Origin of the sequence: Brevibacillus brevis, assembly GCF_001039275.2 — a bacterium.
Classification (GTDB): domain Bacteria; phylum Bacillota; class Bacilli; order Brevibacillales; family Brevibacillaceae; genus Brevibacillus; species Brevibacillus brevis_C.
In genome coordinates, this window is sequence record NZ_CP030117.1 from 2,959,380 (window position 1) to 2,973,254 (window position 13,875).

The following is a 13,875-nucleotide window of genomic DNA, read 5'->3' on the forward strand; positions in this document are numbered from 1 at the left end:
TTTTCGTGTGACCAATGTGCTCCTATTTTGCATGAAAAGGGTATAATAAATTGGCAAAAGCCAATTGATAAAAGGAGATACAATGACAGACAAAAAAGCAACAATCGAACCGGGATGGAACTTCGATAACAGCTATACAACGCTGCCAAAATCATTCTTCTCTAGGCTCAATCCACCTCCTGTACGATCACCGAAGCTAGCCATTCTCAATGAACGTTTGGCAAAATCGCTAGGGCTGAATGTCGAAGCTCTGCAAAGCGAAGAAATCATAGCCATGCTCGCAGGAAATAAAACCCCAGAAGGCGCTATGCCTCTCGCTCAAGCATATGCGGGGCATCAATTTGGCCATTTTACCATGCTGGGCGACGGGCGTGCTCTCCTGCTTGGCGAGCAAATTACGCCTACAGGCGAGCGCTTTGATATCCAACTGAAAGGTTCAGGCAGAACACCTTATTCACGCGGCGGCGATGGTAGAGCAGCCCTTGGCCCGATGCTGCGCGAATACATCATTAGCGAGGCCATGCATGGACTCGGAATTCCTACTACTCGGAGCCTTGCGGTAGTGACAACCGGCGAGTCTATTTACCGCGAAGCCGAGCTGCCTGGTGCCATTTTGACGCGTGTCGCAGCCAGTCATATCAGAGTAGGCACGTTCCAATTCGCGGCAAGATTTTGTTCCATTGAAGATCTCCGCGCGTTAGCTGATTATACGTTACAAAGACATTTTCCAGAGAACCATGCAGAGGAAAACCGCTATCTCCTCCTATTGAAGGGAGTCATCCAGCGTCAGGCTATGTTGATAGCAAGGTGGCAACTCGTAGGCTTTATTCACGGGGTCATGAACACCGACAACATGGCGATCAGCGGCGAAACCATTGATTACGGTCCTTGCGCTTTCATGGACACGTATGATCCTGCTACTGTATTTAGCTCCATTGATGTTCAGGGCCGCTATGCTTACGGAAATCAGCCGTACATAGCCGTATGGAATCTTTCCCGTTTTGCGGAAACCTTATTGCCTTTGTTGCATGACAACGAAGCGCAGGCTGTGAAAATGGCCGAAGATGCCCTTGCCGAATTCAGCAAGCTGTATCATAGCAATTGGCTCACTGGAATGCGGGCAAAGCTCGGATTGTTTAACGAAGAGGAACAAGACGAGGCGTTGATCGAAGGTCTGCTCAACATGATGAAGGAGAATCATGCAGACTATACGAATACATTCCGTGCTTTTACGCTCAATCAACCAGAAGATAGCGTGCTGTTTGGTACGTGCGAATTCCCGGAATGGCATGAGCAGTGGAGAGCGCGACTAACGAGACAGCCAGAAGACCCCGCTGCGGTACAACAGTTAATGAAAAAGAGTAATCCGGCAGTCATCCCTCGCAACCATCGTGTAGAAGAGGCATTGGAAGCTGCGTGGAAAGAGGGCGACTACACGGTGATGGAACGGCTCCTGGCAGTCCTTTCTGATCCATATGCTTACACTCCTGAACAGGTAGAATACACGACTTTACCAGCGGAATCGGCACGTCCTTACCAAACGTTTTGCGGTACGTGATAGCATGGAATCAGAGTCCAACGATCTTTCACACGTTGGACTCTTTTTTCATACGTCCGATCCGCGCTAAAATATGGAAAAGCATCATAGTAAAAAGGAGCAATCGATTTATGGATAAAAAAGCAAAGCAAATCTTGATGAAAACATTTTGGAGCAGTAAAGGCTGGAACAGTGCTCCGTACGACTTTTCGGGAGAAGATTTTGAATACGCCAAAAGCAAAGGACTCATGTTTGACCCGTTAACGATCAGTCACGAGGAGTGCATAGACAAAATCATTGCTCTGCATGAAAAAGTGACGAAAGAACAAGTCGCCGCAGCATTTTTGTACAGTCTCTCGACGCGAAAGGTGTACCTGCGCAGCGCCTTGTCTAGTTGGGCTTTGACTCAGTCTTTGACAGCCCATTCGTTCGAAAGTAACGTCGGCAAATATATAAATCCAGAAAACGGCACCTATTTCGCTATGTACGGAGACTGCCATCTTTGCGACCGCTACCATATGGCAAGTCGAGAGCAGTATACGAATGAAGATTTGAATGTATTGAATTTCGAAAGAATCAAGTGGGGCGGTATCCGTCTAAATTACCTTTTGTACGTCATGCTTGATCTGGAGCTAGTAAGCAAAGAAGAAAATCTTTCGGTACAGGAAGAAGATGTAGCCATCCTCCGTCAGGTGCTAGCCATCATCGCGAGCAGTGAACCAACTGATGCCGCCCGTCAATTGGAGAAGCGCCTCCATGGTGTCTTTCCATCTAGCAAAAACGAACGGGATGTGTTCATGGAAATTCTTGCATCCGCTGGAATCTTGGCTCCAACCAAGAACCGACCAGGGCGTGGCGGGAAGAACGACTTTTTCGCCGTCGTGAATTGGCGGGGGGAAGATAGCTACTCCGAGCAAGCTGTCCAGAACTTCTTTGGTCCGTGGCTGTAAAGAACGGAAAATCTAGGAACAAAGAAGGGTGCCATCTATACGCGAAGTGTGTATAATATTGGAAAAGCATGTCGAAAAGTTTGTTTTTATTGAAAGGAGGTGAGATATAAGTGAAAAAGAAATTAATCGTCTTGTCAGGCATTGCGGGCAGTGGCAAAAGTAAGTGGGCGCAAGAAATTGCCAAAAAGGAACGGGCAACCATTGTGTCTACGGATGAAATTCGCCAGAACTTATTCGGTGATGAGCGAAAACAAAAAAAGTCTGCGCAAGTATTTTTTGAGGTCTATTCGAAAATCGCAACGGAGCTGGCGAATGGAAAGAATGTCATCTTAGACGCGACCAATATCGACAGAGAGAAAAGAATGAAAGTCCTTGCCAAATTTCCCGATGTCCAAAAGGAATGCTATTACTTCGACGTTCCCTATTCCGTTTGCCTGGAGCGCAATCGATCCCGAAAGAGAACCGTAGACGAATACATCTTGGCGAAGATGCGGAAGAACTTCCATTTTCCCATCAAGAATGAAGGCTGGGATCACATTCATCTCTTGCACGAACCAGTGCCTTATGCCATTGCAAAAGAAGAGTTCGTTCAATTGCTTCAAAACGAACCCTCCTATGAAGAGCTGTTCGACAGGTTGAATGCCATACCAATTTTCAAAGAGATGTATCAATTTAATCAAGAAAACCCTTATCATCAGTACCCTTTGTGCAAGCATACCTATCATGTTTTCGATTATGTAAACGCCTTTTACACGGAAGAAGACAAATTTCTCATGCAAGTGGTCGCCCTGTTTCACGATACAGGAAAACCATTTTGCAAAACCTACAAGCCGATGAAAGGCCATTACTCCTACTTCGGACATGAGCATGTTTCCGCACAAATTGCTTGCCATTTCTTAAAAGAATTAGGATTCAACGATGATTTTATTTTCGAAGTCGTCAACCTGATTCAAATGCACATGAAGATTAACTACGGAACGCAGCAAGATATTTCCGAGATTTATCATTTGCTAGGCGATGAGTACCTATGGAAGCTGTACTTCTTCAAGGAAGGGGATGCCTATGCCAAATGAGGAGGTGAATAACGATGCTGAAAAAATACCCGAGAACCTTTCACTTACCCTGGTCAAGAACTAGAACCGACGATGATAAAATTTTGCGAACGGTTTGTCATTTCGAGGGAAAAGAAGTAGTCGTGACAGAAAAGCTGGATGGCGAAAATACCACGCTGTACCGAAATCATATCCATGCAAGGTCACTCGATAGCAAAGATCATGCATCTAGACATTGGGTAAAGATGCTGCACGGGATGATTTCGTTTCATATCCCGGAAGGCTGGAGAATTTGCGGGGAAAATGTATATGCACTGCACTCCATCTATTACGAACACCTAACAAGCTATTTCTACGTGTTCTCGATCTGGAATGAAAAAAATGAATGCTTGTCGTGGGATGAAACGGTAGAATGGGCCGAACTACTTGGCTTGGAGACAGCGCCTGTCTTATACAGAGGGATTTGGAAGGAAGAGACCGTAAAAAGTTGCTACACCAAACAATCTTTCTTCGGCGGGGAACAAGAGGGGTACGTGGTACGAGTAACGGAGAGGTTTCCATACGAAGATTTTAAACAATCTGTCGCCAAGTTTGTACGCAAAAATCATGTGCAAACCGACCAGCACTGGTTATCGAAGCCAGTCGTTCCGAATGGGATAGCACAGGCTCATTAAAGACTTTTGAATAGAAGGGAATGAGAACGATGTAATTTGCTAAGTGGTATTGACCGTCTAATAGAGTATCCAAAATTCATTTTGGCTATTGTTAAGACTGTCATTACATAGGAGGTAAGAGAGATGAGCGAAGAAATGAACGAAGAAATGATGTCAGCGGGCTGGGATGCCATTGATCAGGAGATGAGAAAGATTTATGGAGAGCAGGAGCCTAAGCATTACGGGACGCTCATCTCGTATGCGCTGGGTGGTCACGATCCATTGGATGGAATAAGCGCCTACAAATCAGACGAGCCTTACCCGCATTGGCATTTTGTGACCTATGGATTTACTGAGCTGTATGAAAAGGAATCCGAGAATGAAGAGGAAAGCGGTTTTGGATTTGAATTGACGTTTCGATTGGCGCGAAAGGACGACGAGGAAGAACCGCCTGCCTGGGCGCTGAATCTGCTTCAAAATATGGGGCGTTACGTATTCAACACGGGCAATGTATTTCATGCAGGTGATCATTTGGATGCCAACGGTCCGATATGCCTGGGCGCCGATACCCAACTGACTGCGCTCGCTTTTGTCACGGACCCACAGCTTGCCGAAATCGATACGCCGAATGGTCGAGTGCAATTCTTGCAAATGGTCGGGATCACTGGTGATGAACTAGATGCGATGATGGCTTGGAATACACGTGGCGTACTCGAATCTGGCTTGCCGTACATGCCTTTCTACATAACCGATCTCGAGCGGGATTCACTCCTTCGCAACTCTACCGTTTCTGATGCTGTGCAAAAAGGCATGGAACAAGAAGGCTCCAACACTGCCTATTTGTTTGTGAGCCAGCTTGGCTGGGAGCCGGGTAAAAAGGGCTTATTGAAAAAAACGCCTTCGACCTTGAGGTTGGGAGCTAAGCAAGCGGAAGTCATCGGAAAAATTCTCCGTGGACGTATACGAAAAGGAGAAAGCCTGAGCCTCGTGGGACCTGATGTCCGTGTTGTATTTGAGGCAGGAAAGAAGCCTGAATGTAATCCAGGGGAGGATGTCATTCGCTTTGTCCTCGATGATGCGACAACGATTGCGCTAACCAAGCAGTTGCTTCCAAAGGAAAGCAGCTTTGAGATCCCTTCCCTGAAAGGAATTGCCATCAACATTGTGAAAACCAATATTACCGATAGCGAGGGCAATGTCGTCAAGGTCATCGGTTAAGGCGACAGCGCTGTTTTTGGCGAGGAGGAGAGTCAGTCAATGCATCAGGCAGCAGAAGCATTTCTAAACGAAGTATGGACTTCCATCCAAGAAATTTACCAAAAAGAGAACCAGCGGATCAAAGAGATCAAAGACTGGAGTCTACTGCAGGCGGGGGTCAAAGACTACCTGAGAGTGGCGTGGAGAAAAGGAAAACCTAATTGGGCCAATGGCAAAATCCACGTGGATGTTCACGAACCTTTCAGTTGGAGTGACGACTCGTACAAATACGAGGCGGGGTCTTATATTGAGGAGCTTACAGAGGAAATGCTCATGAATGAGTTTTTTCCAGCACTGTGTGATCGAATGGAATCCCTGTTCCATTCCACCGACTATGATTCTCACTTTTTTAATTACCACTTCGAGCTTGTTTTCGAATTCGAGTGGAAACAATCGGTGCAATGCCATGCTCGCCATTTCATAAACGAGCGAAAACGCGAGAGTCTAAAACAAGCACTGGATCAATTTATCGAGACAAAAATGAAAGCGGAGCTTCCTGTACGTCCGAAAGAAAGTGACGATTTTTTCTTCGCCCATTGTCTCGTCAATCCCGATCTGATGGAACAGAAGCAAGAGGTAATCGAACCGCTCATCCAGCGTCTTAGTGAAAAGCTGCGCTCCAATAAAGAACGCAGTGATTCGTGGACATACCACTCTACTTTGGCTTTAAAAGGCTGGGCGAATGAGCGTTTTTTAGTCAAATTTTTCGATCGTACCGGGCATTATGGAATGGATTGGGTTTTGAAACCTGAGCAGGAACGTCAGGAACTGAAAACGGAGGAGCTGGACTTTTTCCTGTACGTCGCTCTCGCAATAGGTAACAAGGAGCCGGACACCCGCAAGAAGTTCCTGGACCTCGCTGTTCAGCTTGGCTCCAAGCAGGCTGCGGACTACGTAAACCGGGGCAGTGGTCGCTTTGAAAACGAGTATAAAAGCAGTCTGATTCAAGCACATGCCAATGATGTTTTGCAAGCGATCGACATCCGGATTGTATCTGAGGAAGAAGCGGCCTACGGTGAAGCCATCGATTTTATCAACGGCCTTTTGCGTGAAGGCTTTCCCAAAGGGTACAAGCTCAAGCTGAAAAGCAGCGAAAAGCACTACCTGCCAGTAAAAAAGCTGGCGAAGTCAGGTCTCCACCAGTTTTTTGGCAATGCGTCCCGATATCCTGGCTTATACCCGAAAATCGCAGAATATGCCGAGCTTGCGATGGAGGAGTTCGCGTGGTACGGGGATGTAGAGCCTAGTGAAAAATCCGTCATGCCGGGCACCTATGCGGTATTGGCTCTCGGCTTGTCTAGCAACGAATATTTTCCACTCTTTTGTCGCTATATGGAGCTGGTCGACACGGAGCATCAGTCTGCCCAGGACGATTTTGCCATGGCTTTTATGGAGGCGCATGGTATAACCGCAAAGAATATGCCGGTACTCGTCTCTCTGGTGCTTGGCAGTAGCGACTCGGCGAAGCCTTTGAAAAATATCACCCTCGATCGTACCGAACTGGTGGATGCACTCATAGAGGAGCTTGCAGCAATGGAAGATTACCATCGGGAAACTGTTATTTATCGTCTTTTTGGAGGGAATAAGAAGCTCGCACAGGCGGTAAAAAAGGAATCTGCCCCCCTCAAAGACAAGCTTGCACAAGTGCTGGCCTTGGTCGAATAGCTGCTTCATTTACATTATGTAGAAGGCCATGTTATATTGAAGGCAACTATGTGGAACGGAGGGTGAATCATTTGCGCAACTGTTTATTTATTGGAAAAGCCAATCCTATCATAAATAAACAAGAAGCCAAATTCACCCGTAAATGTATATCCTGAATCCCTGTATGGTCTATTTTTCATATAGCGATTTCTAGTACGAGAGCAAGATGCTTCTGTTTATTGGACAGAAGCATCTTGCTTTGTTGTCAAAAAAAGGGGTGATACAGATGAACAAAGAGTAAACGACGAGAAACGAATATGGCATGGGTTTTCTTGCACAGGAGCTATCTAACGAAGAAAAACAAATGACCATCGCCGACTTTTTTGCCGAAAATTATTGGAGCAAAGAACTTGTGAGAGCGATGGATGATCTCGGTATTCATGAATTGGATTCAGCTAAAAAGATGGGTGTTCTGTCCGGTGGTGAGCGTTTCAAATACCGTTTTTTAAGTCTGTTGGCAAAGAAACCCGATTTGATTCTGCGGTACATGTGCCTGGCAGTAAACAAATCCTCGACTTTTCATTGGAAGTACTGCAAATAACGAACAAACAGCTATCGAAACAGATTCATTTATCGATCAAGGGGCCGGAAAAAGTCGCGATTATTGGGGAAAATGGGATCGGAAAAACAACGTTGTTAAAAAAGATCATGGATGAGCTAGTCCAGCACCCGTCCTTACAGATCGGGTACATGCTCCAAAACTATGAAGACCGGCTGGCTTCGACAAAAACACGCTTGAATACTTGGAAACAACAGGAATGAAAGATGCGATTACAAAAGCGTATACACATTTAGGCAGTATGAAATTGACAAAAGAGGAGATGCATCAACCCATTAAAAACTTGCCTGGGGGATAAAAAGCGAAATTGCTCCTAGTGAAAATGATTTTGGATCAGTGCGAAATATTGATACTGGATGAACCGACCCGAAACTTCAGTCCGTTGACGACTCCTGTTCTGTGCCGCGCCTTAACGGCTTTTGACGGTGTGATTATCAGTATTTCGCATGATCGAAGGTATTTACATGAAGTCGCAACAACTGTTTATGAACTCACCTCCGACGGTCTCACGAAAATAAAATAAGGGATCGTAGCGGAATCATTGCAACATGGTTGACATTGCTATTTGAATTCAATATACTGACTTTAATTTCATATGAAACATACGTTGAAAGAGCCCAGTAGCAGCTTATTCCCTGTCCTAGAAAGCCGGGGGTTGATGGAACCCGGTACACAATAAGCGAGCGAATTACACTCTGGAGTATCTCGGGTAATGCCGAGCGGAATCGCGAACGATAACTCGCTACGAGTGGCATGAATGGCCTGCGCTAACGCTGGGGTCCATTGGTGCAAGATGGGTGGTAACACGGTTATTCAATCGTCCCTATGTCTACAATAGACAAGGGGCGATTTTTTGTTTTTACCATAGGAGATTGAAGGAGTGTATGGCAGTGAATATTATCGACGAACTCGAATGGCGCGAAGCCATCAATCAGCAAACAGATGCAGAAGGGCTGCGAGAATTAACGAATGAAAAAGCAGTCTCGCTATATTGTGGTGTTGATCCAACAGGTGACAGCATGCATATCGGTCACTTGATTCCTTTCATGGTACTGAAACGCTTCCAGCTCGCTGGTCATCGTCCGGTCATTTTGATCGGTGGTGCAACAGGTACGATCGGCGATCCGAGCGGACGTCAATCTGAGCGCTCTTTGCAAACAATGGAACAAATTCAGGAGAACGTAGAAGCGCTCACCGCACAAATGAAGAAGCTGTTCGTAACAGAAGGCGACAACCAAATCCGTTTGGTGAACAACTATGACTGGACACACAAAATCAATGTCATTGAATTTTTGCGAGATTACGGTAAAAACTTCAGCATCAATACGATGCTTGCCAAGGATGTTGTGTCGAGCAGACTGGAAAGCGGCATCTCGTTTACGGAGTTTTCCTATCAAATTCTGCAATCGCTGGATTACCTGCATCTGTACAAACATGAAGATGTTCAACTGCAAATCGGCGGTTCCGACCAATGGGGCAACATCACAAGCGGTCTTGATCTGATCCGCAAAAAAGAAGGACCAGAAGCGAAAGCATTCGGTCTCACCATTCCTCTGATGCTGAAGGCAGATGGTACGAAATTCGGGAAGACAGCAGGAGGAGCCATCTGGCTTGATCCAAACAAAACAACACCATTCGAATTCTACCAATTCTGGGCGAATACGGATGACCGCGATGTTGTGAAATACTTGAAATACTTTACGTTCCTCTCGAAAGAGCAAATTGAAGAGCTGGCTGAAAAAGTACTGACCGAGCCACATAAACGCGAGGCTCAAAAAGCGCTGGCTGAGGAAATGACGAGATTTGTGCACGGCGAGGAATTGCTGGAGCAGGCGAAGCGCATTACAGCTGCTTTGTTTACTGGTGATATTAAATCGCTGTCGGCAGATGAGATCGAGCAAGGCTTCAAAGAAATGCCGACGTTCGAATCAACCCTCGAAACGAAGAACATTGTCGATTGGCTCGTCGAGGTCGGCATTGAGCCATCCAAGCGTCAAGCACGTGAGGATATTACAAAAGGCGCTATCTCCATGAATGGCGAGCGCGTTACCGATCTGGAACTGGAAGTAACGCCAAGTCTCGCTATCGGAGGTCGCTTCATCATTATCCGCAAAGGCAAGAAAAACTACAGCTTGGTAAAATTGTCTCAATAGATAAAGGAATAAGAAGCTTCCCTGGAAACATGAAGGGAAGCTTTTTTGTATTTGTGAGCATTGATTTTCCTTTTATTACGGGAGTGCAACACTATCCATTTTGTTCGCAGCAATAACCGCAACTGCATTCGGCTCCAGATCGAACCAAAAAATAAGATCGCCATCCGCTTTCTTCTGCGACGGCTTCAACCCGTTCACATAGACTTCTGAAGCTTTTGTCGCCATGGAAAGACCAGAAATCTTGCGCATGCCATCATTGTGTAGAACAACAGAGCCATTTGGTGCATATTCCATTCTGACTTGAGAGAGGGCAAGCCAATAATCCATGATTTCACGTACCGTCGTCAAATGCAATTTGCCTTGATCCCGCAGCGCGCCCATTCGCTTCAACAAGCGGTCAAAATCGGGATGGATGATCCAGTTCCCTTTGGCATCTCGAATGACAAATTTCCCGCCTTGCTTTTTGGCTGGAATTCTTGCCAAGTAGGTATGGTTAATAAAAACCCCACGATTTTGAATGAGCTGCTGGAGATTTTGCTCCCGATACAGATACAGCGTATCTTCCGGAATGGTGGCAGCCGACCATGAAAAAAACGAACCAGTCACTGTCGGATGCGACCAATAGAGAGGGGTGCGCAGGGCGTCGCCTTTCTGAGTTTGGTACAGATCAAGGCCATTATTCGGATTGGCGATATCTTCTGAGCTGTAGTGCCAAAAATACGAGGTGCCAAATTTTCCCCACTGATGAGCCAAGTAATTCGCAGTTTGGTTGTCGAGCCCGTTAAACGCAAAGCTGGTCTTCAAATACCCATGGTCAATCCAGGTCCTGCTTTGGAAGTGATCTTTCATTACTTGCAACGCATCTTCCGTCGTTTTTTGATAGTGCCTGATTTCGTAAGGATAGAGGGTATGCAGACCAATATCATCACCGTTCCGATACAGATCATCCAGAAACTGCAAAAATTCAGGACTTTGCGCAATGGCGATATTGACAGGTGATTTCGCTTGAAAATACGGATTGGAGTAAAATACGCTTTTCGTAACTGGAATCCGGTGTTTGACAAAACCGCCTGTCGCTTGTGCTGACGATGTAATCTTCTCGGAACCGAAATAAACAGCCCGATTCGTTTGCAGCGTCTGCTCGTCAGCATGCTCTGTCCATACATGTGTCGCCAAATAGCCAGAAGGCTGACTCATAAATCGCGGCATGAGCTTCGGTTGATACCCAACTACCAACGAGAATGAATTCGTCCGTTCATCGTTTGCACGATATTCAGAAGAGTGGCGGACTTTTCCGACTTGATTCGTAGAGCCTTGCTGTACGTATCTGTGATCGTTCATGTGATCCAGATTGACGATCAGCTGTTTTTGCGTTGTATTCAATTCAAGTGACGACACGTTGGGAGCATGGTACAAAAAAGCTGCTTGCTTCCCTTGACCGAATTTCGCACCTTGGTGATCCAGCCAGTAAGATGCTTGGAATGATTGTGTGTCCACTTTCCGGTTTTTGCGGTATACCTCTGTTACTTTTGGCTTGAATTGCAGGGCGAATGCCTCTCGAAAAACCTTTGCCACTTGCTTGTAGCTGGTTTTTACGGTGACATCGATGGCAGGGCTATTTTTTTGCAATTCATATTGTGCTGTAACCACTGAAATCGGAGTATGACCTGTGACAATGATTGTGTTACCAGTAGCGGTCTCCTGTTGTTCCACCTTAACATCATCCCATTTGCGAACCCAGTAACTGCCCCGTTTGATAAAAATGTTCCGGTCGATGACTTTCGTCGTAGCAGGAGAGAAATAGACATCATTTCCACGGACGGCAGTTACTTTTGCCTGATGGACAAGCGGAGCATTCATTCTGCCGCCAAACGATTCGGAGCGAATTTCGATGGCCGCACCTGGTTGAAAGGGTGGACTTTGATCCAACGTTATTTGATGGGAGCCTTTCGGAAGGGAAGGAGTCATCGTATTATAGATGGTGCCATATTCGGCTTGGTACTGAATAGAAGAGAGGATTTCATTTTTCGCCAGATCGGTAATACGGATATTGCCTGCCTCATCCCAGCTAAACACATAATACAGATTTTGAAAGGAGGATTCCTTCGCAAGTGCAGGTATTGGAAAATAAAGGACTAAAAAAAGCAAGAATAAGAAGGAAAGTGCGAAAAACCTTTTTACCACCATGATTTTCTCCTTTTGAATGATGATATAGGTTAGACGAATGTGCACGGAAAAAGCCACAAGGTAACCCACCATGATTTAGACCTTCTCAAACAGCAAGAAAAGAGATATAATTAATTAAATTAATTAACTAATACAAAGTACAAAGGAGCTAACATGTACCCGTTCTTTTCAAAAGTCGCATTCACACATCGTATGTACAATAACCAATTGCAAGAGGAGTTACTTCCATTCGGTATATCCGTCACACAATGGGCGTTAATTCGTTACCTGAAAAATAACGGTTCTGCTACTTTTAGCGACGTCGCCGATTATTGGCAAGTAGAGAAGCCGGCTATTACACCTATTGCGCAAAAATTAGCTGCGCGTGAAATCATTTTGATCTCATCTGGATCAGACAAACGGCAAAAAATTATGTATTTGTCAGAGAAAGGTGAAGCGCTACATAAGACGATTATGGAAGCGACTGATCCGTTCCTGGAAGAAATATTGGAGGGCATCTCACCAGAAGAAAGAGACGCAGCAGCCACCGTACTAGAAAAAATAATCATGAACCTAAAGAGAAGAGGGTAAGCAGTGAATAAGGATAGGCTTTGGACGAAAGAGTTCGTTATTGTTTCTTTCATCAATTTTCTTTTGACACTTATGTTTTTCTTACTCATGGTTACGATTGCTTCGTATGCCAAAACAGAATTTCACGCTTCAACCAGTTCAGCCGGATTAGTATCCAGTATCTTTATCATTGGTGCTTTGATTGGCCGCCTACTCACTGGTAGAGCCATTAGTCATATTGGTACGAAAAAAACGCTTTGGATTGGGTTAGCATTTTTTGCTGTCACCTCGTTGCTTTACTTTTTTGCTGTCCATATCAGTTTGCTACTGGTAAATCGATTGCTGCAAGGGATTGCCGTTGGTATTGCGAGTACAGCAACAGGAACCATTATTGCTCAAATCTTGCCAGCGTCACGCAAGGGTGAGGGGATTGGCTATTACAGTTTAAGTGCGATTTTAGCCACCGCGATTGGTCCTTTTCTCGGCATGATCTTATTACGGCTTGAAAATGGTTTCACCTGGATCTTTACGATGAATGTTGTGTTTTCCCTGATTTGTTTGCTGTTTTATGCCATGGCAAAAATCAATGTTCCGCTTCCTTCCTCAAGTGTGAAAGAGGAAACAAAAGGTTCTCTGCTTTCGAAATTCATCGAGCCGAAAGCCTTGCCGATTTCATTCATCGCCTTATTAATCGGCTTCAGTTATTCGGGTGTCTTGTCATTTCTATCGTTTTATGCGGAAGAAATTAATCTCACCTCCGCTTCCAGTTATTTCTTCCTGGTGTATGCCATTGTCATTATCCTCTCTCGACCATTCTCAGGAAAGCTAATGGACGCAAGAGGGGCGAACATCGTGACATACCCCAGCCTGGTGATATTTGCTGTCGGGATGCTTTTATTCAGTCAAGCCTCCACTTCATGGATGCTGCTGCTATCTGCTGCATTGATTGGAGTAGGTTACGGAAACTTTAACTCCATTGCCCAAACCGTAGCAGTGAAGGTGACAGATCCGCATCGCTTTGGATTAGCAACCTCTACGTACTATATTTTGTACGATCTAGGATTAGGAATCGGGCCCTATCTGCTCGGATTTATCGTACCGCATACGGGATATCGTACGATTTTCGTCGGGATGGTTGCCTTCATCCTTTTCAGTATCCCGCTTTATCACTGGCTACACGGAAAACGCGATCGGGAATTGATGCGTACTGCCTAACTCATCCAAGTAAAAAAGGAGGAGTCAGGCCCCCTATAAAAGATAGGCAGGCTGCCCTT

Annotated in this window: 13 protein-coding genes; 12 read left to right on the forward strand and 1 reads right to left on the reverse strand. The window is 45.5% G+C overall.

Going from position 1 to position 13,875, the window contains the following annotated elements; translation table 11 throughout:
- Positions 1 to 82: 82 nt before the first annotated feature.
- From AB432_RS14855 to tyrS, 10 genes are all read left to right on the forward strand, one after another.
- Positions 83 to 1,558: a protein adenylyltransferase SelO gene (locus AB432_RS14855; RefSeq protein ID WP_048032931.1), complete on the forward strand. Its 1,476-nt coding sequence runs from the start codon at positions 83 to 85 to the stop codon at positions 1,556 to 1,558.
- A gap of 110 nt (positions 1,559 to 1,668) precedes the next feature.
- A complete protein-coding gene (locus tag AB432_RS14860) occupies positions 1,669 to 2,487 on the forward strand; it encodes a hypothetical protein (protein WP_048032932.1) in 819 nt (272 codons plus the stop codon).
- Between the two features lie 110 nt (positions 2,488 to 2,597).
- Entirely contained in the window at positions 2,598 to 3,560 is a 963-nt protein-coding gene (locus AB432_RS14865) for an AAA family ATPase (RefSeq protein ID WP_048032933.1), read from the forward strand.
- Between the two features lie 14 nt (positions 3,561 to 3,574).
- The gene (locus tag AB432_RS14870; RefSeq protein WP_048032934.1) at positions 3,575 to 4,213 is read left to right on the forward strand and encodes an RNA ligase family protein; all 639 of its coding nucleotides are present in this window, start codon (positions 3,575 to 3,577) and stop codon (positions 4,211 to 4,213) included.
- Between the two features lie 135 nt (positions 4,214 to 4,348).
- Positions 4,349 to 5,410: a suppressor of fused domain protein gene (locus AB432_RS14875; protein ID WP_048035825.1), complete on the forward strand. Its 1,062-nt coding sequence runs from the start codon at positions 4,349 to 4,351 to the stop codon at positions 5,408 to 5,410.
- Positions 5,411 to 5,449: 39 nt separating this feature from the next.
- Positions 5,450 to 7,114: a DUF6138 family protein gene (locus AB432_RS14880; RefSeq protein ID WP_048032935.1), complete on the forward strand. Its 1,665-nt coding sequence runs from the start codon at positions 5,450 to 5,452 to the stop codon at positions 7,112 to 7,114.
- A gap of 301 nt (positions 7,115 to 7,415) precedes the next feature.
- A complete protein-coding gene (locus tag AB432_RS31070) occupies positions 7,416 to 7,694 on the forward strand; it encodes a hypothetical protein (RefSeq protein ID WP_048032936.1) in 279 nt (92 codons plus the stop codon).
- A complete protein-coding gene (locus AB432_RS31075) occupies positions 7,676 to 7,915 on the forward strand; it encodes an ATP-binding cassette domain-containing protein (protein ID WP_053079579.1) in 240 nt (79 codons plus the stop codon). The genes AB432_RS31070 and AB432_RS31075 overlap by 19 nt, the downstream gene beginning before the upstream one ends.
- Positions 7,916 to 8,034: 119 nt before the next feature.
- Positions 8,035 to 8,235 carry a P-loop NTPase family protein gene (locus AB432_RS31080; RefSeq protein ID WP_235617696.1) on the forward strand — a complete coding sequence of 67 codons (201 nt, stop codon included), beginning with the start codon at positions 8,035 to 8,037 and terminating at the stop codon, positions 8,233 to 8,235.
- 367 nt (positions 8,236 to 8,602) lie between these two features.
- Complete coding sequence (gene tyrS, locus AB432_RS14890; RefSeq protein WP_048035826.1) at positions 8,603 to 9,865, forward strand: tyrosine--tRNA ligase; 1,263 nt, start codon at positions 8,603 to 8,605, stop codon at positions 9,863 to 9,865.
- A gap of 75 nt (positions 9,866 to 9,940) precedes the next feature.
- Here the strand turns inward: tyrS and AB432_RS14895 are convergent, their stop codons facing one another.
- Entirely contained in the window at positions 9,941 to 12,124 is a 2,184-nt protein-coding gene (locus AB432_RS14895) for a hypothetical protein (protein WP_235617697.1), read from the reverse strand.
- A 120-nt stretch (positions 12,125 to 12,244) separates the two neighbouring features.
- On the opposite strand from AB432_RS14895, the gene AB432_RS14900 reads away from it, so the two are divergent.
- Positions 12,245 to 12,622 (forward strand): MarR family winged helix-turn-helix transcriptional regulator, encoded by a 378-nt coding sequence (locus tag AB432_RS14900; RefSeq protein ID WP_235617698.1) that lies wholly within the window; start codon positions 12,245 to 12,247, stop codon positions 12,620 to 12,622.
- A 3-nt stretch (positions 12,623 to 12,625) separates the two neighbouring features.
- A complete protein-coding gene (locus tag AB432_RS14905) occupies positions 12,626 to 13,816 on the forward strand; it encodes an MFS transporter (RefSeq protein WP_048032939.1) in 1,191 nt (396 codons plus the stop codon).
- Positions 13,817 to 13,875: the final 59 nt, after the last annotated feature.